The sequence below is a fragment of the Mesorhizobium sp. M8A.F.Ca.ET.181.01.1.1 genome, from assembly GCF_004792025.1.
GTDB lineage: Bacteria > Pseudomonadota > Alphaproteobacteria > Rhizobiales > Rhizobiaceae > Mesorhizobium.
Genome location: NZ_SRTV01000008.1, coordinates 292,120 through 314,881, shown reverse-complemented (window position 1 = coordinate 314,881; position 22,762 = coordinate 292,120). Strand labels below are relative to the sequence as shown.

Annotated in this window: 23 protein-coding genes; 16 read left to right on the top strand and 7 right to left on the bottom strand. The window is 58.5% G+C overall.

The window, feature by feature from the left end; translation table 11 throughout:
• Window positions 1-4 precede the first annotated feature (4 nt).
• From thrC to EN824_RS26605, 3 genes are all read right to left on the bottom strand, one after another.
• Window positions 5-1,087, bottom strand: coding sequence for a threonine synthase (gene thrC, locus EN824_RS26615; RefSeq protein ID WP_281041397.1), 1,083 nt, complete (start codon window positions 1,085-1,087; stop codon window positions 5-7).
• A 254-nt stretch (window positions 1,088-1,341) separates the two neighbouring features.
• On the bottom strand, window positions 1,342-2,826 hold the full coding sequence (locus tag EN824_RS26610; protein WP_135881111.1) for an NAD-dependent succinate-semialdehyde dehydrogenase: 1,485 nt from the start codon (window positions 2,824-2,826) through the stop codon (window positions 1,342-1,344).
• 26 nt (window positions 2,827-2,852) lie between these two features.
• Entirely contained in the window at window positions 2,853-4,019 is a 1,167-nt protein-coding gene (locus EN824_RS26605; protein ID WP_135881110.1) for a branched-chain amino acid ABC transporter substrate-binding protein, read from the bottom strand.
• 187 nt (window positions 4,020-4,206) lie between these two features.
• Here EN824_RS26605 and EN824_RS26600 point away from each other — a divergent pair, with 187 nt between their 5' ends.
• The 11 genes from EN824_RS26600 to EN824_RS26550 all read left to right on the top strand — a co-directional run bounded on the left by EN824_RS26600 (window position 4,207) and on the right by EN824_RS26550 (window position 14,645).
• Entirely contained in the window at window positions 4,207-5,121 is a 915-nt protein-coding gene (locus EN824_RS26600; protein ID WP_135881109.1) for a branched-chain amino acid ABC transporter permease LivH, read from the top strand.
• A 2-nt stretch (window positions 5,122-5,123) separates the two neighbouring features.
• Window positions 5,124-6,434, top strand: a complete 1,311-nt coding sequence (gene livM, locus EN824_RS26595; RefSeq protein ID WP_135881108.1) for a high-affinity branched-chain amino acid ABC transporter permease LivM — start codon at window positions 5,124-5,126, stop codon at window positions 6,432-6,434.
• Between the two features lie 16 nt (window positions 6,435-6,450).
• Window positions 6,451-7,545, top strand: coding sequence for a succinylglutamate desuccinylase/aspartoacylase family protein (locus EN824_RS26590; protein WP_210236368.1), 1,095 nt, complete (start codon window positions 6,451-6,453; stop codon window positions 7,543-7,545).
• The gene (locus EN824_RS26585; RefSeq protein ID WP_135881107.1) at window positions 7,542-8,255 is read left to right on the top strand and encodes a FadR/GntR family transcriptional regulator; all 714 of its coding nucleotides are present in this window, start codon (window positions 7,542-7,544) and stop codon (window positions 8,253-8,255) included. Before EN824_RS26590 ends, EN824_RS26585 begins: the two co-directional genes overlap by 4 nt.
• Before the next feature lie 61 nt (window positions 8,256-8,316).
• A complete protein-coding gene (locus EN824_RS26580; protein WP_135881106.1) occupies window positions 8,317-9,237 on the top strand; it encodes an ABC transporter ATP-binding protein in 921 nt (306 codons plus the stop codon).
• Window positions 9,224-9,934 (top strand): ABC transporter ATP-binding protein, encoded by a 711-nt coding sequence (locus EN824_RS26575; RefSeq protein WP_135881105.1) that lies wholly within the window; start codon window positions 9,224-9,226, stop codon window positions 9,932-9,934. The genes EN824_RS26580 and EN824_RS26575 overlap by 14 nt, the downstream gene beginning before the upstream one ends.
• Before the next feature lie 620 nt (window positions 9,935-10,554).
• A complete protein-coding gene (gene lhpH / locus EN824_RS26570) occupies window positions 10,555-11,562 on the top strand; it encodes a trans-3-hydroxy-L-proline dehydratase (RefSeq protein WP_135881104.1) in 1,008 nt (335 codons plus the stop codon).
• 191 nt (window positions 11,563-11,753) lie between these two features.
• Window positions 11,754-12,569, top strand: coding sequence for a transporter substrate-binding domain-containing protein (locus EN824_RS26565; protein WP_135881103.1), 816 nt, complete (start codon window positions 11,754-11,756; stop codon window positions 12,567-12,569).
• Between the two features lie 18 nt (window positions 12,570-12,587).
• The gene (locus tag EN824_RS26560; RefSeq protein WP_135881102.1) at window positions 12,588-13,250 is read left to right on the top strand and encodes an amino acid ABC transporter permease; all 663 of its coding nucleotides are present in this window, start codon (window positions 12,588-12,590) and stop codon (window positions 13,248-13,250) included.
• Window positions 13,251-13,315: 65 nt separating this feature from the next.
• The gene (locus EN824_RS26555; RefSeq protein WP_135881170.1) at window positions 13,316-13,930 is read left to right on the top strand and encodes an amino acid ABC transporter permease; all 615 of its coding nucleotides are present in this window, start codon (window positions 13,316-13,318) and stop codon (window positions 13,928-13,930) included.
• Window positions 13,923-14,645, top strand: coding sequence for an amino acid ABC transporter ATP-binding protein (locus tag EN824_RS26550; RefSeq protein ID WP_135881101.1), 723 nt, complete (start codon window positions 13,923-13,925; stop codon window positions 14,643-14,645). Before EN824_RS26555 ends, EN824_RS26550 begins: the two co-directional genes overlap by 8 nt.
• Before the next feature lie 53 nt (window positions 14,646-14,698).
• Here the strand turns inward: EN824_RS26550 and EN824_RS26545 are convergent, their stop codons facing one another.
• From EN824_RS26545 to EN824_RS36715, 3 genes are all read right to left on the bottom strand, one after another.
• Window positions 14,699-16,003 (bottom strand): FAD-dependent oxidoreductase, encoded by a 1,305-nt coding sequence (locus tag EN824_RS26545; protein ID WP_272483022.1) that lies wholly within the window; start codon window positions 16,001-16,003, stop codon window positions 14,699-14,701.
• Window positions 16,004-16,229: 226 nt separating this feature from the next.
• Window positions 16,230-16,463 carry a hypothetical protein gene (locus tag EN824_RS26540; protein ID WP_135881099.1) on the bottom strand — a complete coding sequence of 78 codons (234 nt, stop codon included), beginning with the start codon at window positions 16,461-16,463 and terminating at the stop codon, window positions 16,230-16,232.
• 441 nt (window positions 16,464-16,904) lie between these two features.
• The gene (locus EN824_RS36715) at window positions 16,905-17,390 is read right to left on the bottom strand and encodes an Lrp/AsnC family transcriptional regulator (RefSeq protein WP_189522229.1); all 486 of its coding nucleotides are present in this window, start codon (window positions 17,388-17,390) and stop codon (window positions 16,905-16,907) included.
• Between the two features lie 149 nt (window positions 17,391-17,539).
• On the opposite strand from EN824_RS36715, the gene EN824_RS26530 reads away from it, so the two are divergent.
• From EN824_RS26530 to EN824_RS26510, 5 genes are all read left to right on the top strand, one after another.
• Window positions 17,540-18,604: a GntG family PLP-dependent aldolase gene (locus EN824_RS26530; RefSeq protein WP_210236366.1), complete on the top strand. Its 1,065-nt coding sequence runs from the start codon at window positions 17,540-17,542 to the stop codon at window positions 18,602-18,604.
• Window position 18,605: 1 nt separating this feature from the next.
• Window positions 18,606-19,496 carry an SMP-30/gluconolactonase/LRE family protein gene (locus EN824_RS26525; RefSeq protein ID WP_189522228.1) on the top strand — a complete coding sequence of 297 codons (891 nt, stop codon included), beginning with the start codon at window positions 18,606-18,608 and terminating at the stop codon, window positions 19,494-19,496.
• A gap of 39 nt (window positions 19,497-19,535) precedes the next feature.
• A complete protein-coding gene (locus tag EN824_RS26520; protein WP_135881096.1) occupies window positions 19,536-20,348 on the top strand; it encodes an NAD(P)-dependent oxidoreductase in 813 nt (270 codons plus the stop codon).
• Between the two features lie 38 nt (window positions 20,349-20,386).
• Entirely contained in the window at window positions 20,387-21,817 is a 1,431-nt protein-coding gene (locus EN824_RS26515; protein ID WP_135881095.1) for an NAD-dependent succinate-semialdehyde dehydrogenase, read from the top strand.
• A 138-nt stretch (window positions 21,818-21,955) separates the two neighbouring features.
• On the top strand, window positions 21,956-22,384 hold the full coding sequence (locus EN824_RS26510) for an FCD domain-containing protein (protein ID WP_189522227.1): 429 nt from the start codon (window positions 21,956-21,958) through the stop codon (window positions 22,382-22,384).
• 44 nt (window positions 22,385-22,428) lie between these two features.
• Here the strand turns inward: EN824_RS26510 and EN824_RS26505 are convergent, their stop codons facing one another.
• On the bottom strand, window positions 22,429-22,620 hold the full coding sequence (locus tag EN824_RS26505) for a hypothetical protein (protein WP_135881093.1): 192 nt from the start codon (window positions 22,618-22,620) through the stop codon (window positions 22,429-22,431).
• Window positions 22,621-22,762: the final 142 nt, after the last annotated feature.

The window sequence follows — 22,762 nt, the reverse complement described above, 5'->3', positions numbered from 1 at the left end:
TGCTCTATGCCGGCAGGCTCTGGCGGGTGAAAGCACCGAGATCGGCGAGAGTCAGCGGGTCAGGGGCCGACACCCGGTGCGGTCGTTCGATGGCCGAAAGCTGTCGCAATCCGGAGCCGGTGGCGATGACGACGCTCAACTCGCCTCGCTGGATGATCTGGTCCCTGAGCAACTTTGCCAGCCCGGCGAATCCGGCCGCGCCGCTTGGCTCGACGAAAACGCCTTCCTGCGCGGCAATCTTGAACTGCCACTCCGAGGCTTCGGCATCGCTAACCGACAGGGCCAGACCGCCGGACCCCTCCACCGCCGACACCGCGTCCGCAAGATCGGACCTGCGACCAGTCCGGAGATTGAGCATCGCGGTCTCGCCCGAGCCTTCAGCTGCAAGCTTCGAAACGCCATCGCGATCGAATATGCCTCGTGCAAGAGCCTGCTCGACACTGTTGTAGCCGGATGGCTGCACTGCGACCATCTTCGGGATCGAGGCGATGACGCCGTTCCTCTTCAATTCATTGAAACCGCGCCACAGGCTCGACAGTGTGCCGCCGCTGCCCACGGGCACGATGATCCAGTCCGGAACTGCTTGCAATTCCCCGAAGATCTCGAAGGCCATGGTGCGCGTGCCATCGCCCTGATACGGGTTCATCTGGCGATTGGTAGCGGCAATGTACCAGCTTGGATCGGCCCTGACCGCCTCGAAGATATCGGCCGTGCGCGTGAACGGACCCTGGATTTGGACGACGATCGCTCCATGCGCCGCCATCGGCGCCGTGCGTGCACTAGGCGTGTCGGCGGGCACCAGGATGACGCATGGGATGCCGGCGCGGGCCGAGTAGGTGGCACAAGCGAAACCGGAACTGCCGGTGGACGCCGTGATCACCCGGGAGACGCCGAGTTCCTTTGCCTTGGACAGCGCGACCGAAACGCCTCTGTCCTTCTGCGAACCGGTTGGATTGCGCGTCTCGTTCTTGATAAAGACATGCTGCTCGCCAAAGCTGCGAGCCTCCAGTAGCGGTGTCCCGCCTTCGCCCAGACTGACGATGTTCGCTGCATTGTCCACTGGGAGATGAGCGCGGTAGTCCCACATCGACTTCACTTTAGCGGGGGGAAACATCGCACTGTCATATTCGCTCAACAGGATGCCACCGCAATTCGGGCACAGAGCGGAGATGGGGTTCAACTCGATGTGCCCACATGTATCGCACCTGAGTCGCCGGGCGACGAGTAAATGAGGTGTCATTCTCTTTCCTTAGTCAGTATCGGTGCGGTGCTTCGCACCGTCCTGGAAAAATTATCGAACCAGAAGTCGGACCGTGGATTGGTTACGTCCTGGAAAACGGACTAAAGTCCTCCGAACGAGACGTATTTCGCGTCTAGATACTCATCGATGCCGAGCCGTCCCGACTCGCGGCCAAGGCCACTCTGCTTGCGTCCGCCGAAGGGCGCTTCAACGGCGGATGTCAGACTTTCATTCGCACCGACGATGCCAAAGTCGAGCGCCGAAATCATGCGCCAGCAACGCGAGATGTCCTTGGAGTAGAAATAGGAGGCGAGCCCGTACTGGGTCCGGTTCGCCAGTTCGACGACTTCGTCTTCCGTATCGAAGCGGAACAGCGGCGCGACCGGTCCGAACGTTTCCTCCGATGCGAGGGCCATCCCATGCGCTGCGTCCGCAAGAACGGTCGGCTCGAAGAAATTCCCGCCGAGACCGTGCCGCTTTCCCCCCGTCAACACTGTAGCGCCAAGATCAACTGCATCCGCGATCTGGCGTTCGATCTTGGAAACCGCGGCCGCGTTGACCAGCGGGCCGAGCATAGTGCTGGCGTCCCGGCCGTCGCCGACCTTCAGCTTTTCGACGGCGCGAACGAGCAAGTCCGAAAAGGTCTCGTAGACCGAGGACGCGACGTAGATCCGGTTCGGGGACACGCAGGTCTGACCATTGTTCCGGAACTTGGAGGCCAGAGTACCCTGGACCGCAAGTTCCAGGTCCGCGTCGTCAAACACGATCAGCGGAGCGTTTCCGCCCAACTCGAGCGACACGCGTTTCACAGTCGGAGCGCATTGGGCGAGCAGCAACCGTCCGATCGATGTCGATCCGGTAAAGGTGATTTTGCGTACCAGCGGATTTTCCGTGAGCTCGGCGCCGATCTCGCGCTCGTCACCGGTCAGGCAGGACAAGACGCCAGCAGGCAGGCCAGCCTCCATCCCGAGATAGCACAGGGCTAGCGAGGTGAAGGGCGTCTGCGGGGCCGGCTTTAGGACCATCGAACAACCAGCGGCCAAAGCCGGCGCAAGCTTTCGGAGAACGGTACCGCCGGGAAAATTCCAGGGCGTTATCGCTGCGCAGACACCAACCGGCTCCTTTATGACCGCTAGCCGCCTGCGAGTGTTGGAAGACGGGATCATCTCGCCATAGGTTCGACGAGCTTCTTCAGCGAACCAGCGGACGAAATCTGCGGCAAAGGTGATTTCGCCTCGCGATTCCGCCAGGGGCTTTCCGCATTCGGCGGTCATGATCTGGCTCAGGTCATCCAGATTGTCCAAGATCAGCGACCGCCATCGTTGCAGGACATCGGCCCGCGCCAAGGGAGATTCGCGCGACCAGGTCTGCCCAACCCTTGCCGCCACTTCGATGGCGTTGCGCGTGTCGGCGCGACTTAGTTGAGGAACCATTCCGACCAGATCTCCCGTAGCCGGATCAAACACTCGCGCCGCCGTCCTGGTATTGCTTTCGACCCAATCGCCCGCAACGAGAGCACATTGCCGAAGCAATTCTATTCGATTGAGCCGCCAATTCGTCTCTTGCGGCGCGAGTGTGTTTAACATTGCAAGCCCTATATTTACCGTTTCACTTAATTTGCGACGTCGGGAAGCTGATTGTATTTTCCGTCGCGCCACTCAAAAAACACGAAGTTTTGCTGCTTGACGTCGCCCTTCTCGTCAAAGGCGATCGGTCCGATCGTCGTCGGGCAGGGCTCTCCCGACTTCAGAACCTTGGCAATGTCCTGCCCATTGGTGGATTTCGCCTTCTCAGCGCCGCAGGCGTAGACCTGCACGGCGGCGTAGGCATAGAGCGTGTAGCCCTCGGCCGGGTCACCCTTCGCCTTGAGCTCCTGCAGTACCGGCTGCGCGTCGGGCAACTTCCGTGGGTCCGGCGGGAAGGTGAAGAGCGTGCCATTCGCTGCGTCTCCGGCAATTTCCCAGAACGAGGTATTGTTCAGCGCGTCGCCGGCCACGAACTGCGTCGTCAGACCTTGCTCGCGCGCCTGGCGGATCAGAAGTCCACCCTCGGCGTAGTAGCCGCCGAACAGGACGGCATCGACCTTTGCGGCCTTCAGTTTGCTGACCAGGGCTGAGAAGTCGCGTTCGCCGGGGCTGATGGAGTCAAACAGGACTTCCGTCTGGCCAGCGTCGTTCAGGACCTTCTTTGCCTGGTCGGCCAAGCCTTTTCCATAAGCTTGCTTGTCGTGGATGATCGCGATGTTCTTTCCGGCGAATTTCTTCGCCAGATAGTCGCCGATGACCCGTCCCTGGACGTCGTCGCGGCCTGAGACGCGGAATATCGTGTTGAAGCCCTTTTCGGCGGCGCCGTCCGTGACCATCGGGTTTGTTGAGCTCGGGCTGATCATAATAATGCCGGACTCTCCGTAGACGGACGAGGCCGGAATCGACGCGCCGGAGCTCAGATGGCCAATCACGCCGATAACATTGTGATTGACCATCTGATTGGCGACGGCGACGGCTTGGCGGGGATCCCCCGCATCATCGCCAAAAAACAGCTCGACCTGCTGGCCAAGTAAGCCGCCCTTCTTGTTCAAGTCGGCTACCGCTGCCTCGCTGCCGTGCTTGAGATGCTCACCTTCCGCCGCGTTCGATCCGGACAGCGATCCAGCAACACCAAGGACGAGCGAGTCGGCCCTGGCTGAAACGGCGCCCAAACTACCGGTCAGCACCGCACCTGCGGCTAGCTGACATGCAAACCAAAAGACAATTCCCCGTTTTTTCCGATTTTCGCTCATTTTATCCTCCAAGAGCTAACGTCAGGGGTGATACATCAGACCATCTGATGAATCAACGAAATTGTTTAGCCACTGCGACTCAAAAATCCCATTGACATGCTCAAAATTATCATCATATCGTCTGATGAACAGATGGACTCCATCCTTGGCCTTTTGAGCCTATAAAAACGGAGGGGCGGGAGGTTTAATGGACTACTTGTTACAGCAAACGATAAACGGTCTAACTATAGGGTCTGTATATAGCCTGATAGCGATCGGTTATACGATGGTGTATGGCATTATAAGGATGGTCAATTTCGCCCATGGCGAGGTTTTCATGATCGGCGCATACAGCGCTCTGCTGGCGATCATGGCCTGTTTCTCGCTCGGACTGACCTCCGTTGCGCTGGTCATTCTTGTTGCTCTAATCGTGTCGGTCGTTGTTTGTGCGTTCTGCGGATGGACGATCGAGAAGCTGGCCTACAAGCCGCTTCGCAATTCGTTCAGACTCGCACCTCTGATCTCCGCTATCGGTGCATCCATTTTCCTTCAAAATGCGATCCAGCTCTCCCAGGGCGCGCGCATCAAGGCGCTTGAGCCGCTGATCACCGGCGGTATCATTCTGACCAAAAGCGACGGTTTCGCCGTGCGGCTGTCATACATTCAGTGCGCCATGTTGGTGCTGACGCTCCTGCTTATGGGAGCACTGTCCTATTTTGTGTCATCGACCACGCTCGGTCGGGCCCAGCGGGCGTGCGAACAGGACATCACCATGGCCGAGTTTGTGGGCGTGAATGTCGATCGTACAATTTCCGCAACCTTTGTGATTGGCGCGATACTGGCTGCAATCGCCGGAACGATGGTGCTTTTATACTACGGTGTCGTCGATTTTTATATCGGCTTCGTGGTCGGGGTTAAGGCATTCACGGCCGCCGTTTTGGGTGGCATCGGATCGCTCCCGGGGGCCGTCATTGGTGGCCTTCTGATCGGACTTATCGAGGCGTTCTGGTCTGGATATTTTTCGGTCGAGTACAAAGACGTGGCCGTCTTCGTTGTCCTCATACTTGTCCTGACGCTCAAGCCAAGCGGCCTGCTGGGACGTCCCGACATCGAGAAGGTGTGATCATGAGTGCTCCCGCCGCCCGCATCAACTTCCGGCAAATACTCCTGGATGCTCTGATTGCCTCCGGAGTGGCGCTGGTTCTGGCCGGTCCTCTGATCGGCCTGCACGCCGCCGAAGTTGGCGGTGCCCTGTCGCTCCAGATCAGGCCAACGATCGTGGCCTTCATCGTGGCCGCCGTATTCATTGGGCGCGTTACGTGGGCTGTCGTCCACCGTCAGCTTCTGGGCCAGTTGCAGACGGTATTCTCGGCCCTGTCGACAGGCGTCTCGGCGACCCCAGGCTTTTTGCCGGGTAACAAGACGATCGTGTTTGCTGTGCTCGGTGCGGCTGCGATATTCCCTTTTCTGCCTGGCGTCGGCCGTTATCACGTTGATCTCGCCACTACGGTCCTGATCTACGTCATGCTTGGCTGGGGGCTCAACATCGTTGTGGGCTTAGCCGGCTTGCTTGATCTTGGTTACGTCGCGTTCTACGCGGTAGGTGCCTACACGTTTGCGATATTGTCGACCACATTTGGGTTGGGATTCTGGGCGTGCCTGCCCATTGCAGCGATCATTGCGGCGGCGTTCGGGATCTTGCTAGGCTATCCGGTGCTCAAGCTGGAAGGCGATTACCTCGCCATCGTCACTTTAGGCTTTGGCGAAATCATACGCCTTGTGCTCATCAACTGGCAGGACTTCACCGGCGGTCCTAACGGCATCGACAACATTGGGAGGGTCAGTTTCTTTGGAATTCCGTTCGCCGCGTCTCAGGCAAACGGGAGGACGTTCCACGAGCTCTTAGGCATAGCCTACTCGCCCACCCACCGGATCATCTTCCTCTATTTTGTAATCCTTGGCCTCGCATTGGTCACAAATGCCTTTACCAGCCGGATCAAACAGATTTCAATCGGTCGCGCCTGGATAGCGTTGCGGGAGGATGAGATCGCGTGCCGTTCTCTCGGCATCAATCCAGCCAGCGTGAAGCTGTCGGCTTTTGCTACCGGGGCTGCCTTCGCGGGGTTGGCCGGCTGTTTCTTCGCCACGCGTCAAGGGTTTGTGAGTCCTGAAAGCTTCACATTCGCCGAATCCGCGATCGTGCTGGCTATCGTAGTTCTCGGCGGAAGAGGAAACCAACTGGGCATTTTTCTGGCAGCGGCGCTCCTGGTTCTGCTGCCCGAGATTGGGCGCGAGTTTGAACAATACCGAATGGTCCTGTTTGGGCTCGCCATGATGTTCATCATGGTCATTCGTCCTGGCCGTCTGCTCAAACCCAAGTCGGCCAAAATGCCTGACGGCGAGCTAGCCGTTCCCGTGGCTGACCTCCGTGCCTAGTCCCGATAATTTCAGATTGGTCAATGCGATGCGTGTTCCAAGCCGAATAGCGTGCGAAATAGATTTCGACCGTGATGGCAAGCAGCACGGCTTTCTGCGCGTCCCCGTGTCGACGAATAAGGCAGCATACGCATTCGTGCCGGTGCCGATCGTCTGCATTAAGGGCGGAAACGGCGCTACAATACTGTTGGTGGCCGGAAACCATGGCGACGAGTATGAGGGTCAGGTAGCGCTCTGCAAGCTCGTGATGGCCATTGAACCCGCCGACATCAAGGGGCGTATCATCATTCTGCCAGCCGCAAACTTTCCGGCGGCATTGAACGGCACCCGCACGTCTCCGCTGGATGACGGCAACCTGAACAGGGCCTTTCCCGGCGATCCGGACGGCGGCCCCACCTCGATGATTGCGCACTATATCGAAAGCCATTTGCTTCCGCTTTGTGACGGCGTCGTCGACCTTCACTCGGGAGGCTCGACTCTGCAATATGTCCCGTGCGCGCTTGCAACGCTACGCGGAGCCGATCCCAAACGCTACGGCGAGCTGGCGTCGGCATTGTTGGCCTTTGGCGCACCCATCTCATATTTTTCCGAAGGCGGCGAACGCGAGGATCGGATGCTTTCCGCTGCGGCGGATCGGGCAGGGGTGATCTATACCGAGACGGAACTCGGGGGATGCGGTACCGTTTCTAGGCACGCGCTGAAAATGGCCGAGGAGGGCCTGCGCAGAATGCTTGCCTATTACGGCATCCTGGAATGGCCTAACGCAGCCAGCGCGCCGGGCGGCCGTATCATGCGGGTCATTTCCGGCAAGGACTATCTGTATTGCCCGGAGAATGGGGTTTTCGAACCTTGGGTCGACTTGGGCGACATGGTGGAAAGCGGCCAGACGGCGGGGCTGTTGCATTTTCCCGACACGCCGTGGCGAGAACCGGTCGCTGTTCGGTTCGCGTCCTCCGGCTTTGTGATTTGCAAACGAGTACCTGCATTGTCGCAGCGGGGCCACTGCCTGTTCCATCTCGCCGCCGATCTGTCGGAGCAGGAACTGGCGACGTTGAGGGCATCCGTCACGGCAACCTATTCGGTGCCGGTCGGAGGAACCCGACCGTCATGAGCGACGACTCTGTTTCCAAGTCTCTCCGCCGGATCACGCGGACAACGGTTGTTGGAAGCGTCACCGATGGACTTCTGTCGCTCATTCGCGATGGAAAAGTGAAGCCCGGCGAAACCTTGCCACCCGAGCCGGAGTTGATGCGGATCTTGGGGGTTGGTCGGTCTAGCGTCAGGGAGGCGGTGCAGAGCCTGGCACTTATTGGCGTCCTCGAAAAGCGTGGGCGCCTCGGCACGGTAGTGATTTCGCCTTTAGGCAATTCCATTGGACGCGATATCGAGAAGTCGATGTCGGCTTGGGTGCTCAAAGACCTCCTTCAGGTGAGGTCGCTGCTCGAGGGCTTTGCAGCAGAGTTGGCTGCGCAGAGCGCTACATCGGATCAGGTCGCCAATATCGAGCGCGCCGTCGCGGAGATGGAGCTGAAGATTACAGCCGGCCAAACCTATTTCGAGCAGAACCAGCGATTCCATATCGCCGTGGCGGAAGCATCGAGAAACAGCTTCCTTATCACCACGATAGGGCTACTGATCGGGGCTATGCGCGAACTGCGTGAACGCATAATGAAATCGTTTTCGTCGGTCCCCGTGACGGACCGGCTTGAGCACCGTGCGATTTTTGAAGCCATTAGAGACCGGAACCCGGCCTTGGCCCGCAAGACCATGCAGGACCATTTGCGTCCGCCCGCGGAGATCCTCCTGCCGGATGGGAGCTGAAGGCGTGCCCTTGTTTTAGCTCCCACATCAGGCAACTCGCAGTGCAAAAGAGAACGTCGCCATGAAAACAGAAAAAGTATCTGTTGAGATTTTTAGCCCGTTTGCTAGCGCCGACAAGGCTGGCCGAGCGCTCCCGAGCGGGGCAGGTTTGACTGTGGAAGAGCTAACCATGCGGTTTGGCGGCCTGGTGGCGGTCGACAATGTCTCCTTGACGGCGCACCAAGGCGAAATCACCGCTGTGATCGGTCCGAATGGCGCGGGAAAGACCACTTTGTTCAACTGCATCACAGGTTTCTATCGAGCGACCTCGGGCAACATTCGTCTGGCGGAGGCTAGCGGCGAGGTTTATGCGCTGGAGAAAATGCAGGGTTTCAATATTGCGCGAAAGGCTCACGTCGCTCGGACCTTCCAGAACATTCGCCTGTTTCAGAGAATGAGCCTGCTCGACAATCTCCTTGTCGCCCAGCACAACAAATTCAACAGCAGCAGGTTTTCGGTCATCTCCGCCCTGCTCAACGTCAAGGGGTCGCGAAAGGTCCGGGAAGACGCCATAGCGCTGGCAAGGCATTGGCTTGGTAAAGTGGGACTGAATAGTCTAGCCGATCAGCAAGCGGGCAGTCTGCCCTATGGAGCGCAGCGACGTCTTGAGATTGCGCGGGCGATGTGTACCGAGCCATCACTACTGTGCCTGGATGAACCCGCGGCGGGACTCAATCCGCGCGAATCCCTGGAACTGAATGAATTGCTCCTTCATATCAAGAATGTCAGTAAGACCACGATCATCCTGATCGAACACGACATGAGTGTCGTGATGAAGATTTCCGATCATGTTGCCGTTCTCGACCATGGTCGCAAGATAGCCGAGGGCTCGCCGGCAACGATCCAACGGGATCCAGTGGTTATTGCTGCCTATCTCGGGGAAACCCCCGAAGACATGGTTTCTGAAGGTCTCATAGCGGAGACGACCAATGCTGAGCGTTAAGAATCTGCATGTTCACTATGGCAGCGTGGCTGCTGTCAAAGGGATCGACGTTGAGCTCAATGAGGGAGAGATCGTGGCCCTCATCGGTGCCAACGGCGCCGGCAAGTCGACATTCCTGAACGCCATTTGCGGTAAACCCAAGCCGAGCGCCGGCAGCGTTCTGTTTTGTGGAACCGAACTGTCGGATCTCAGGACTTTCGAAATTGTACGTACCGGCATCGCATACGCTCCTGAAGGAAGGCGGATATTTCAGCGAATGACGGTCCTTGAAAACCTGAAGATGGGAGCAACAATTTCGAGTCCGAGCTACTTTAGCGAGGATCTGTCGCGCGTTTTCGAGATGTTCCCAAGATTGCGCGACCGAAAGGATCAGCGGGCCGGAACATTGTCGGGCGGCGAGCAGCAGATGCTCGCGATCGCGCGCGCTCTGATGGCACGCCCAAAGCTTCTCCTGCTGGACGAGCCTTCTCTTGGTCTAGCGCCGATAATAGCGAAGCAAATTTTCAGCATCATTCGCGATATCAATTCGACCCAAGGCGTATCGGTGCTGCTTGTAGAACAGAACGCACATCACGCTCTTGGGCTCGCGAACCACGCCTATGTGCTGCAAAATGGCCGCGTGTCCGTGAAGGGCACGGGCGCCGAGTTGCTTGCCGACCCGGAAGTGCGCGCGGCCTATCTCGAGGGAGCGGCGTAGCCTCTAGCCAGAGGACGCTTCAGGCATTGATGTCAGCCAGCGTTGCTGCAGGCCTCGAAGAATGTTCGGATAAATCAAGGCGTCGGTCGGCATGGCCAAGGCTGGCTGCGAGAATGTGCCTGTGAACCTCGTGCAGCGCTATCTGGTCTGCTTCCCCAATTGCTGGCGGCGCCGGGATGAGCCTAGCCGGTCGTTGGTGGATCTTGGCCATTCCCGGCGACATCGAGTTCGCGGCCGATGGCGTCGCGCCTTCGCCTTCGTCGTGTCGGCGAGTAGACCTTAACACGCCTAAGACGTGGGCGACAAAGAGAGCGAAGCGCTCTTATGTGCGCGTTGCGAGCTCCAAATCACGCACTCGAAGGCGCGGGTGTCCAGGCATGTCTGCGCCCGTCATCTTTGTGACCGAGCGCACGCGCTAAACTATATTCTCGGCCCGCTGACCAGTTCGCTGCACGCGGCGTTCCGGCAGAGGTAGGTTCATTACGGCGGCGCCGCTCAGGCTCAGCAGCCAGTTCGACCAATGCGACGCCCGTTTCCGGGTTGACGCAACCGTAAAATCGTATACGATATATGAAATTTGAACGACATTCAAGCCGAGCATTGAATTGGGTGAGCACCGAATGCAGTACGAGCGATCGTTGAAGACCGTCGAGTTGCACACATGCGGGGAAACTTTTCGGCTTGTGACTCAAGGGCTGCCCAGATTTCCGGGAAGAACCATTGTCGATCGTTGCGCATGGCTGAAACAGAATGCGGACCATTATAGGCGTGCAATCATGCTCGAACCCCGAGGCCATAAAGACCTTTATGGAGGCTATCTCACGGAACGGGTCAGCGCCGACGCAGATTTCGGCGTGATTTTCCTCAACAACGCCGGGTATAGCCCCCACTGTGGGCACGGCGTAATCGCGCTGGCCACCGCCGCCGTCGAAATGGGTTGGATCGAGCGCACATCACCGGAGACAAGGGTGGGGATCGACGCCCCCTGCGGATTCATCGAGGCCTTCGTCGGATGGGACGGAAACAGAACCGGCACAGTGCGCTTCGTGAACGTGGCGTCGTTCGTCTTCAAGCAGGACGTGACCGTCGTCACGCCGACTTTCGGCGAAGTGACCGGGGACATCGCCTATGGCGGAGCCACCTATTTCTATGTCGACGGGCGCCCGCACGACATCGCCATTCGTGAAAGGGATGTCCAGAAGATCATGCAGCTCGGCTATGAGATCAAGGCTGCCGTGAACGGCGCCATGCCAATCGTTCATCCGGAAATTCCTGAATTCAACGACCTTTACGGCGTGATGGTCTACGGCGATCCCCGCCACGAAGGATCTACCCAAGCGAATTGCTGCGTCTACGCAGATCGCGCGATCGACCGCTCGCCGACAGGTTCGGGCACTGCCGGACGCATCGCCCAATTGTATCGTCGTAGCGAAATTTCCAAAGGCGAGACGCTTATCAACGAGTCCATCATTGGGACCGTTTTCCAAGGTCGTGTCTTGAACGAGACCAAGGTCGGCCCGTTCGACGCCATCATTCCAGAGGTCAGCGGCAAGGCATCTATTTGCGGCTTCGCCGAGTGGATCATCGACCGGAATGACCCGCTCACTTTCGGCTTTCTGGTGCAATAACGGCGAAACAGGGGGCAAAGCGATGACAGCCATTGCGGGTGATAATTTGTTCAAAATTTCAAAAGCCGGCAGAAGTTGGTTTCAATAGTCATTTTTGCGGGCAAATACGAAATGAAGGGCATGTGCGAGCGTATACGATATCGAGGCACGGACTTCGCCTGTAGGGCGCTGTGTCAATCAACAAGAGGGGAATGAAAATGCGCATCAAGTTACTTGCCCTAGCCGCCGCCTTCGCCGCATCCGCACCGGCTGTCGCCCATGCGGACAAGCTAGACGACGTTATTTCTTCTGGATCACTTCGATGCGGCGTCGTTCTGGACTACCCGCCGATGGGTTCACGCGATGCTAACAACAATCCGATTGGTTTTGACGTTGACTACTGCAACGACCTCGGCAAGGCGCTTGGTGTATCGGTTGAGATTGTCGAGACGCCGTTCCCCGATCGGATCCCCGCCTTGGTGTCGGGGCGTACTGACGTCGGCATTGCCGGAACCTCGGATACGCTGGAGCGCGCAAAGACGATCGGCTTTTCAATTCCCTATTTCGCGTTCAAGGACGTCATCCTCACGCGCGAGGGTTCCGGCATCCAGACCTACGAACAGCTCAAGGGCCGGAAGGTCGGCGCTGTTGTTGGCGGCTATGAATCGCTTGCTCTCGAAAAAGACGTTAAGGCTTGGGGGCAAGGATCCTATCGTTCCTATCAGACCCAGGCGGATTGCAACCTCGCTCTCGCCCAGGGCCAGATCGAGGCCACGATCGTGGTTTCGGCGGCTGCTGCCGCGGCGGTCAAGGACGACAAGTATAAGGGACTGGTTGTCGCCGGCGATGCTCCCTACAACATCGATTACACCGGAATCATAACGCTGCGCAACGAACAGGGCTTTCTCAACTATTTGAACCTCTTTATCTATCAGCAGGTGCGGACCGGCCGTTACCAGGAACTCTACAACAAATGGGTCGCTCCCGGCGACGCGCCTGACATGACGGTGCCCAAAGTCTATCGCTGATCGGCGCCGGCGCTAGCGATGCACTACACCTTTCACTGGCGTCCCGCCTTCCAGGTGCTCCCAGATATGTTGTGGGGAGCACTGGTGACCCTCCAAGTCGCCGTGCTCTCCATGATCTTCGGTGTCTTCTTAGCAGTCCTTCTTGCACTCGCCTCCAGATCGCGCTTCCGTGCGCTCCAGGCCTTCTCCGTGGGGTGGGTAGAACTGGCCCGCAACACGCCGGCATTGTTCCAGATCTATATGGCCTATTTCGGCCTGGGGTCGCTCGGCATATTTCTCGACTCTTTTCCGGCGCTTCTGGCGGGCATGACCTTCAACAATGCCGGATATCTAGCCGAGACCTTCCGTGGCGGTCTCCACGCGGTTCCGGAAACACAGATACGTGCTGCCCGCTCGCTCGGCATGGGGCCGATACAGGCGTTTCGGCTCATCGTGTTACCGCAACTTTTCCGCGTTGTGTTCCACCCGCTGACAAATCAGATGGTCTGGTCGATTCTGATGACCTCGCTTGGCGTCATCGTTGGGCTCAACAATGATTTGATGGGGGTTACGCAAGACATCAACGTGAAGTCATTCAGGACGTTCGAGGTCTTCTCCATAGCCGCAGTCATTTATTACGTGACCGCCAAGGTCGTTACAGGCCTAGCCAGGCTGATGGCCTGGCGACTGTTCCGCTATTAAGGGAGGCGCATTTGTTCGACGGTCCCTTTCTGGCCACGTCGCTCACCGAAAACGATCTCCTGTTCATGCTGAAAGGTGCGGGCGTTACGCTTTCCATAACTTTCTGGGCCGTGCTCGGCGGCACGCTGACGGGGGTTGCATTCGGCATGGCGAGGGCCACCGTGCCGTGGTGGATCAACGGGCCGATCGGCTTTGTGCTGGATATTTTTCGCTCCGTTCCGCTGCTCATCCAACTGATTCTTGCCAATTCCTTCAAGTCCATCATCGGGCTCAACTGGTCGGCGTTCACGATCGGCTGCCTAGTGCTGGCCATCTATACGGGGGCGTTCTGCACCGAGATCGTCCGTGCCGGCATTCTAGCCGTGCCGACCACCACGCGGCGCGCCGCTCGCTCCCTCGGGATGAACTGGCGGCAAGACCTGACCGAAATCGTCTTTCCCATGGCATTGCGCGTGGCCTTGCCGAACTGGATCAGCCTTACGCTCGGCACCATGAAGGATACGGCCTTGGTCTTGTGGATCGGCATCATCGAGTTGCTGCGGTCCTCGCAGATCATCGTGACACGCATACAGGAACCGCTCTTCGTTCTAGGCATCGTTGGGCTGATTTATTTTCTCATGAGCTTCCCGATCGCCCGTCTCGGCGCCCGGTTGGAGAAGAGGTGGCGCGAAAATGATTGAGATAGAAGATGTTCACAAATCCTTCGGCTCGCTCGAGGTGGTCAAAGGCGTCACCATGACCGTCGAGAAAGGCGAAGTGGTTTCCGTTATCGGGGGATCTGGCTCCGGTAAGTCGACCCTGCTGATGTGCATCAATGGGCTCGAGCAAATCAATTCCGGCCGCATTAAGGTTGACGGCATCGAAGTCCACAACCGGGGCACCGATCTGAACCGGCTGCGGCGCAGGATCGGCATCGTATTCCAACAATGGAACGCTTTTCCGCACCTGACGGTGCTGGAAAACGTCATGCTTGCACCGCGTAAGGTCTTAGGCATGGGCCGCGCGCAGGCGGAGGCCGTAGCAGTGGAGAAGCTGACGCATGTCGGGCTTAACGAAAAACTTAAAGTCTATCCTTCGAGGCTGTCCGGCGGGCAGCAGCAGCGCATGGCGATTGCCCGCGCGCTCGCCATGTCGCCCGACTACATGCTGTTCGACGAGGTGACGTCGGCACTTGACCCTCAGCTCGTCGGTGAGGTGCTGGACACTCTGCGGCTTCTGTCGTCCGAGGGCATGACGATGATTGTCGTCACGCACGAAATCGCCTTTGCGCGCGAAGTTTCGGATCGCGTCGCCTTTTTCCACAGAGGCAAGATCCACGAGATCGGCCCTCCCGGCCAAGTAATCGGCCGCCCGGAGCGACCCGAGACCATAGAATTCCTCAAGTCAGTTCTCTAGCCTGTCGAGCGCAAGCGGAGCCGACTCGGAAGATCGAGCTGTAGCGCAGACCCCTATAGAAACGCTCCATCCGGGAACACGGCATTGGCACGCTCTGTGCTCCGCCGGCGATTGGTGACGTGATCCTTGACCCTCATGGCAGCCATCAGCGGCCGCAGGAACCAGGGGTTGCCATTGTAGAATGGGGACGATTTGAAGACGGCGCCTGAATAAATGGTGTTGCCTGCGGGCTTGTCGAGGATCTGGAAGGCGACCTTCCGGCCGAAATAGGATCCCTGAGGCATCCCCATGAAGGTGAAGCCGGTCGCGTACCACACGCCATCGGCGCGCTGCCCGATCTTGGGCATGGTGTCGAGCGGTGCGGCACAATAGCCGCTCCATCCGTAACTTATCCTGACGCCTTCGAGTTCGGGGAGCGCCGCCAAAAGGTCCTTGCGAAGCAGGCTCGCCTTGGCACGGATCGGCATCGCCTTTCCGGTGCGGCCGGAGGTGATGATGCGCTTGCCGTCGGGGGTCAGACGAATGGCCATCGTGTCGAAATCAGCGTCCGTATAGCTGCGGTTCGTCGGCAAGAGCCGTGCGAGCCTCTGGCTGTCCACTTCTTCGGTCGCAACCGCAAATCCCTGAAATGGCACGAGGCGTCGGGCGAACCAGCCCATCTCCTTGCCGGTATAGCCGTTCGTGGCGACGATGACATCGGCGGCAGACAGTGTACCCAAAGGGGTTTCGACGTAGAACTTGACGGCGGACTTCGTGATGCCGGAGACTCGGGCGTTGTTGTATACCCGTACCCCAAGCCTGGTCGCGGCGGCCAGAAGGCCCTCGTGGTATTTACCCGGATGGATCGTGGCCATATCGGGAATCAGCACGCCGCCGCAGAATATATCTGAGCATTTGATCTCGCGTTGCAGCGATGTGCTATCGAGGATCTCGATGTCCTCGCCAAGATACTTCTGCCTCAGTTTGAACTCGTCGATCACGCCGCTCAGTTGGGCAGGCGAACGCGCCAGGACCACCCGGCCAGACAGCCTGACATCGCAATCGATCGCCTCCCGCTCGATGACTTCCATCATGCTTACATTCAGCGCTTGGACGAGTTCAGCGTAATAGGCGGTGGCCTTGTCCACGCCATAGGCCTTCGCAAGTTCCGCGAAGGACTTCTTGAGGAACCGCCCGAGGAAGCCGGTGTTGCGGGAACTGGCGCCGAAGCCGGCAACTCCCGCATCGAACACCGCAACGCTTTTCCCGCTTCTGGCAAGTTCGATGGCGGCGTTGAGTCCGGTCACGCCGGCGCCTACGATCGCCACATCCGCGGATGCCAAGAAAGCATGTGAAGGTCGGCAGATGTCCGAAGCCATCGCCTCCCACCAATATGACCGCTCGACGAAATCAGGGGCGATGTCTGCGCTGTCTACACTGCGCAGGCTGCGTTGGGTCTGATGGGGATTCATGTGGTGTCTCGCTTCGAAGATTTCGTTGCCGGAACGACCCGTACGTCGCGCCTGGGAACTATGCTACGCCGCCCTTACAGCGGCTGGCTTGAGGAATGCAGGCAGGCTTGGATTAGCCGGGCCGCGGTGCGTCTCATTCCGGCGGAAAAGGCCCGTGGGGCGGATTGTTCGGGTCCGAAATCATGCGGCTGCCGTTGCCGATGATCTCGCCCTTCTTAACCAGGATCGAGCCCGACCGCATCACAACGTCGACATTGTGCAATGTCTTGATGTCGACGCTCGGGTCGCCATCCACGACCAGAGCTTTGAAATCGCCGTAAAACTTGTCGACGCCAATGATCCGGATGGCCGGCTGGGCAGTGCTCAACGGATCGCTCCACTGTCCGAGCCCACCCACGAGACCGGTTTCCAGCTCACTAGCGCGAGAAGGTCCTGTGAGGACAAATTCAACCCGATCGGAATGTCATCGAAGATAGTCATACTGCGCACCCAAGCGATCTCAGATCGTCGCAAACTCTCAAGCGAATTATGTTTCAAACCCTGACCGGATCTGAAATAATATGACAAAAACGCTCTAAAATGAGCCGGGGAATTTCACTCCACCGCGAATTGGCGATGGCCGCACGGACCATTTTATCGCGCCACCACCGTTGTCGATGCAACCCGATCGTCGGTTTAAGAGCGCTGTGCGTGGTACGGATGTGAAAGGCGCCTCAGGTCAGGGCGCTTCGGTCCGGCCAGGCGCTGCCCCAGCCGACCAGAGCGGGCAAACCGGAGGCGGCAGACCGGTAAAACCATCCTGTGGTGTCTAGCGAGATTCGTCGAACATAATCTGCGGTTCGAATTTCACGGTCTTGATCGCGAAGTAGCTGTTGATCGAATGTATCTGCGGAACGACCGACAATGGCTCGGCAATTGTACGCTCGAAGTCGGCCATATCGGTGAACACGGACACGAACAGTAGATCCCGGCTACCGGTGACGTTGTACAGGATGATGACTTCGGGAATGTTCTTGATTAGGCGGATTGCCTCATCGCGGCCCTTTCGGTCGAGACTGTTAAGGCGCGCCTCCGTTATGGTCACTAGTCTTGGCCCGACCTTATCTGGATTAACCAGAACGATTTCGCGGTCGATATAGCCGCTTTCGCGCAAACGCCGAACCCTACGCAGGCACGAAGCGGCCGACGTGCCAACCTCGACGGCGAGGTCGGCGTTGGTGATCCTGCTGTTCCGCTGCAGCCGGTTCAGGATCTTGCGGTCGATCTGGTCGAGGTCTGCGCGTCTTGTCGACATTCCGTTATCCTATCTGCGAGATTGAAATTTTCCACCAATCTGGCTCGTAGAACTCATATACAATTTCACTGTCTCGTCAACTTATGCTGAAATTCGTCACTTCGGCCCGATATCTTCACACGCAACCAAATGTGCGGAAAGAGCGGAACGTGACGCATTTAGATTTCAGAAGTGACACGCTGACCATGCCGAACAAGGCGATGCGGGCCTGTATCGCCAATGCGGAGGTTGGCGATGATTATTATCGCGAAGACCCGACCATTCACGCGCTGGAGGAATACGCGGCAGAACTGTTGGGAAAGGAAGCAGCCCTGTTCGTACTCAGCGGAACCATGGGCAATCTTGTGTCCGTGCGGGCACAAGTGCCGCATGGTTCAGCTGCGATCGTCAGCAATTCCTCGCATATACACATCAACGAAACCGGTCATCTGGCGGCGGTGTGCGGACTAACCTCCCACCCGCTACCGACGCCAGATGGCCGGTACCCCCTAGAGGTGTTGAAAGCATTCGCACCCGCGACTGCGAGCAATCAAAGGTCATCGGTTATAAATCCGGTATTGAAGCTAATCTGCGTCGAGAACACGCACAATGGCGAGGGAGGTCGCTGTCTCGACGTCGGCTATCTCAACCAGCTCAGGGAGTTCGCGTCGCTACGCGGTCTGGTTTTCCACATGGACGGCGCGCGGTTCTTCAATGCTGCGGTGGCGCTGTCCCGCAAGCCCGCCGATCTCGCCGCTCCGGCCGACAGCGTGACCTTTTGCCTGTCGAAGGGTCTTGGCGCGCCAGGCGGATCGATCGTCGCGGGAAGCCGGAGCTTTGTTGAGGAGGCGCGCCGCTGGCGTCAGATGGTGGGCGGCGGGATGCGCCAAGCCGGCATTCTGGCTGCGGCGGGCCTGCTGGCCTTGCGCGAGAACATTGACGATCTGGCCATCGATCACAGCAACGCCAGGCGCCTGGCATCAGGGTTGAAGGAGGCCGGCCTCGACGTCAATCTCGACAACGTCGAGACGAATATCGTCATGGCATATGTGCCCGACGAACTCGGCGATGCACGAAAATTCCATGCGCGGATGAACGATGCGGGCGTTTTTGTCCTACCGCCGAAAGGCAACAGGCTGCGCTTCGTCACCCACCGCGATCTGTCTACTGCCGACGTCGACGCGGCGGTCGGCGAGCTTCATAGACTCACGCGCAACTGCAAATCTGGGACATGACATGCAGACCGGCCTTAATTGCATAGCTATTGTACACAACACTCTTGGTGAGTGCCCGGTATGGGATGTTGAACAGCAGGTCCTGTATTGGGTCGATATCACCGAAAGGATACTGCACCGCTATGACCCCGCCAGGGACCACGTCAAGACCTGGAAGACGCCGTTCGAATTCGGTTCCATCGCCCTTAGGAAAGATGGACATAGCATCATCGCCGGCACGCGTGACGGGTTCGCGATTTTCGATCTTGATTCCGGAGAGTACGAGCATTTCGCCCATCTCGAACAGCAACTGCCTGAAAACCGCATGAACGATGGCAAATGCGATCCCATGGGCCGTTTCTGGTGCGGCAGCATCCACGAAGTTTCCGACCCGTCCCGCAGGCTGCCCGTCGCCTCGGTCTATCGCGTCGACGCTGACCGCACGGTCACCAGGGTTCGCAGCGGCATAAAGACCAGTAACGGCTTCGCCTGGAGCGCCGACGGCCGCACCATGTATTTCACGGATACGCCGACGCTGAACATCCTAGCTTTCGACTATGATTTGCAATCGGGCTCGATCGCCAACGAGCGTGTGTTTGCGTCCGTGCCGCGCGGTCACGGCCGTCCTGACGGCGCCACGGTAGATATCGAGGGATGCCTGTGGAGCGCGCACTTCGCGGGTTCGAGGGTGACCCGCTATTCACCATCGGGCGAAGTCTTGCTGACCCTGGACATTCCGGCGCAGAACGTCACCTCATGCACCTTTGGCGGCGCCAACATGTCCACCCTGTTCATCACGACCGCTCGCGAGGATATGACGGAAGAAGATCTCCGGCGTCAGCCGCTTTCCGGTAACGTGTTTGCCTACGATGCCGGCGTGGCCGGCGTGCCAATGACTCGATACGCGGGTTAGTCGCCAGCTTCCAATTCTTAAAACTGAGGGGAATAAGCCTTGCAGAAAGTTCTGATCACGGGTGCGGCCGGGCGCCTAGGACGTGTGTTGCGAACTGGCCTGGCGAAACCTGACCGAACGCTGCGGCTGCTCGACATCGCCAATCTGGGCACGGCGGCGGACAACGAAGAAATATGGAATGCCGACGGGACCAACTTGGCCGACATGGTCGAGGCCATGGAAGGTGTCGATGTCGTGGTTCATCTAGCTGCCTATCCCGAAGAGGCGCCGTGGGAGACCATCTTCCCGCTCAACTACGCCCTCACCTATGCAGTGCTGGAGGCTGCACGGCGCGCGGGCGTACGACGCGTGGTATTCGCAAGCTCGGTGCAGGCCGTTGGCTTCCATCCTATCGAAAAGACGATCAATCATACCGTGCGCCCGCGCCCGAGTGGTTATTACGGCGTTTCGAAGGTGATGGGCGAGGCGCTCGCCAGCCTCTACGCGGACAAACACGGCCTGTCGGTGGCATGCGTGCGTGTGGCCTCGTTCGAAAAGGAGCCGACGGACACGCGGATGCTTTCAACCTGGTTGAGTCATGAAGACGCCGTCCATCTGTTCGAGCAGTGCATAAACGCGCCGGACCACCACTATTATGTGGTCTACGGCGTGTCGAAAAACACACGCTCGCGTGTCGACAACTCCCATGCCGCCTGGCTTGGGTTCAAGCCGCGCTCGAATGCGGAGGACTACTTTGAAGACATTCTGCGGCATGGCCAGCCCATGGGCCCGTTATCCGGAAGAACACAGGGCGGACGAGCTTGCGACGTCGGTTTTTCGGGCGATGCCGAGAAGACTTTGAGCGCGGACTGATCGGCTGGTCGAGCGGAATTTTCAAACTGGGATTCGCGATGAAATATACCGATCTATACATCAATGGCGCCTGGCAAAGCGGGGCCTCGCAGCTTCGCTTCGACGTCATCAATCCGGCGGACGAATCTGTGCTCGCTTCGGTCGCTTCGGCCGAAATCTCGGATGCAAATGCGGCGCTAGACGCGGCCGAAGTGGCAATGTCCAACTGGTCGAAGCAGACTCCGCGTCATCGATCTGAGGTTTTGCGCAAAGCGTGGGAATTGATGTTGGCTCGGCTCAGCGAGTTGGCGCACCTTATCACGCTGGAGAACGGCAAGGCCAAGGCCGATGCGATGGCCGAGGCGAGATACGCCGCCGAGTTCTTCCGCTGGTTCTCGGAGGAAGCAGTTCGCGTCGACGGCCTGGTAAAGCATGCGCCGGAATCCGGCGCTCGCATCCTTGTGCAGCACAAGCCCGCCGGCATTGCTGTGCTGGTCACGCCCTGGAACTATCCGGCCGCCATGGGTACACGTAAGATTGCACCGGCCTTGGCTGCGGGCTGTGCCGTTATCATCAAGCCTGCGGCGGAAACCCCTCTTACGATGCTTGCATTGATGCCGCTGTTGGAAGAGGCAGGCGTTCCCAAGGGCCTCGTCAACGTGCTGCCAACGTCGCGCTCCGCCGAACTGGTCAACCATCTCCTGCATGACAAGCGGGTGCGTGTGATAAGTTTCACCGGCTCGACGTCAGTGGGACGAACCTTGCTCCGCGTCGCCGCCGACCAGGTTCTGAAACCCGCAATGGAACTCGGAGGCAATGCGCCGCTGATCATCCTGGAAGATGCGGATCTCGAGGTTGCCGTCGAAGGCGCAATGAAGGCCAAAATGCGCAACCTCGGCGAGGCCTGCACGGCCGCAAATCGTATCTACGTGCATGACGCCGTGGCTGCCGAATTCACTCGAAGGTTGGCACACGAAATGGGAAGCCTCAAGGTCGGAGACGGTACACTGGACGGCATCGATGTCGGCCCGCTGGTCAATGCCAGCACGCGGGACAAGGTTGCTGGATTTGTCGCCGACGCCGTAGCCAAGGGTGCCAAGATCGAAATAGGCGGCGTTCTACCGACCGGCAAGGGATACTTTTATCCGCCAACCGTCCTATCGAACGTGCCTGAAGGTGCCGCCTGTGTACATGACGAGATTTTTGGCCCGGTTGCAGCAATCCAGACGTTCAGCGACGATGAAGACGTTATCCGCAGGGCAAACAACACCGAATACGGACTGGTGGCATATGTCTTCTCCCGAGATATGAAGCGCGCCCTCCAGATTTGCGAGCGATTGGAATACGGCATGGTCGGGTTGAACCGGGGCCTCGTGTCCGATCCTGCTGCGCCTTTCGGCGGCGTCAAGCAGTCGGGGTTGGGCCGCGAAGGTGGCCATGAAGGCATGCTCGAATTCATGGAAACCCAGTACATCTCAGCCAGCTGGTAGCTCTGAAAATATTTGCCTGCTTCTCCACGACCGGCCGGTCGGACGTGGAAGCGCGCACCGCTGACAATGCGCTGCAGCGACGTTCTACAAGGTCTGGCCGTAGCTCCAAACGTCTCCCTCGCCGAACCGACAACGGACATGAACCAACTTCGTGGCCTCGAGACATTGCTGCGGCGGCGTCTCCTGTATGAACCGAGAGCGCTCAGACTTGCGATTCCGAGGCTGCGCGACGCCGACGTCGCGGATGCTGAAAGCATTCTCGTGCGTTGTGATCTGTCGATGCTGGCCAAGTCGCGTGTGAAACTGGCATTGGACTATCACGGGCGCCTCATGCAGCGCTGCGGTGACACGGCCTTGCTGGCCAGAGTGTTGACCGTTCACGCAACCGTTCTTGAAAACATCTCCGAGAGGGCCTCGGTCATACTGACGGGTGAGCGCACCCAGCATCAGCTTTGGTGCCTATTAGAACACTGCCGACGCAGACAAACGGATCAGGCACTCGATATATTAAGGGAGGCGATAGACTGCGCCTGCCTCGGCATATCGGAGATTGCAGGACGCGCTTGACCTCCGCGCCCAGTAAGGCACCCCGATCGCGCGGGTCGACAAACCTAAACCACTTTCATCAGAACGCGGTCCGGTTTGAGCCCGATGGCATGGGCCGGTGCAAACCCGTACCGCAATAACGCCATCTCGATTGCCGCTTTTGCAACCGCCCGACTGGTTGCTCCTGTTTCATCGCTTTCGACTGCGCGATCTGTTCGCCCTTTATAGCGACGGTCGGCAAGCGCTTTGCCTTCCAACGACCCTGCCCGAAACGGTAATCGGCATAGTTGATACCGTACAGGCCGCCGCTAGCCGGCGTCCTGAAGAGCGCAGTTGAGCGGCCTGAGCCGATGTAAGTGCGACAAGCTTTGGCCAATCGGGATCCGTTTCGCGCCTCGT

Excerpts from the sequence above, each read along its gene's own strand:
- EN824_RS36715 (WP_189522229.1), bottom strand. The coding sequence starts at position 17,390 with ATGTCGACAAGACGCGCAGACCTCGACCAGATCGACCGCAAGATCCTG.
- EN824_RS26555 (WP_135881170.1), top strand. The coding sequence starts at position 13,316 with ATGCTGAAAGGTGCGGGCGTTACGCTTTCCATAACTTTCTGGGCCGTG.
- EN824_RS26605 (WP_135881110.1), bottom strand. The coding sequence starts at position 4,019 with ATGAGCGAAAATCGGAAAAAACGGGGAATTGTCTTTTGGTTTGCATGT.
- livM (WP_135881108.1), top strand. The coding sequence starts at position 5,124 with ATGAGTGCTCCCGCCGCCCGCATCAACTTCCGGCAAATACTCCTGGAT.
- EN824_RS26610 (WP_135881111.1), bottom strand. The coding sequence starts at position 2,826 with ATGTTAAACACACTCGCGCCGCAAGAGACGAATTGGCGGCTCAATCGA.
- EN824_RS26545 (WP_272483022.1), bottom strand. The coding sequence starts at position 16,003 with ATGGCTTCGGACATCTGCCGACCTTCACATGCTTTCTTGGCATCCGCG.
- EN824_RS26580 (WP_135881106.1), top strand. The coding sequence starts at position 8,317 with ATGAAAACAGAAAAAGTATCTGTTGAGATTTTTAGCCCGTTTGCTAGC.
- EN824_RS26600 (WP_135881109.1), top strand. The coding sequence starts at position 4,207 with ATGGACTACTTGTTACAGCAAACGATAAACGGTCTAACTATAGGGTCT.
- EN824_RS26560 (WP_135881102.1), top strand. The coding sequence starts at position 12,588 with ATGCACTACACCTTTCACTGGCGTCCCGCCTTCCAGGTGCTCCCAGAT.
- EN824_RS26525 (WP_189522228.1), top strand. The coding sequence starts at position 18,606 with ATGCAGACCGGCCTTAATTGCATAGCTATTGTACACAACACTCTTGGT.
- EN824_RS26550 (WP_135881101.1), top strand. The coding sequence starts at position 13,923 with ATGATTGAGATAGAAGATGTTCACAAATCCTTCGGCTCGCTCGAGGTG.
- thrC (WP_281041397.1), bottom strand. The coding sequence starts at position 1,087 with ATGTGGGACTACCGCGCTCATCTCCCAGTGGACAATGCAGCGAACATC.
- lhpH (WP_135881104.1), top strand. The coding sequence starts at position 10,555 with ATGCAGTACGAGCGATCGTTGAAGACCGTCGAGTTGCACACATGCGGG.
- EN824_RS26515 (WP_135881095.1), top strand. The coding sequence starts at position 20,387 with ATGAAATATACCGATCTATACATCAATGGCGCCTGGCAAAGCGGGGCC.
- EN824_RS26510 (WP_189522227.1), top strand. The coding sequence starts at position 21,956 with ATGAACCAACTTCGTGGCCTCGAGACATTGCTGCGGCGGCGTCTCCTG.
- EN824_RS26565 (WP_135881103.1), top strand. The coding sequence starts at position 11,754 with ATGAAAATGCGCATCAAGTTACTTGCCCTAGCCGCCGCCTTCGCCGCA.
- EN824_RS26585 (WP_135881107.1), top strand. The coding sequence starts at position 7,542 with ATGAGCGACGACTCTGTTTCCAAGTCTCTCCGCCGGATCACGCGGACA.
- EN824_RS26575 (WP_135881105.1), top strand. The coding sequence starts at position 9,224 with ATGCTGAGCGTTAAGAATCTGCATGTTCACTATGGCAGCGTGGCTGCT.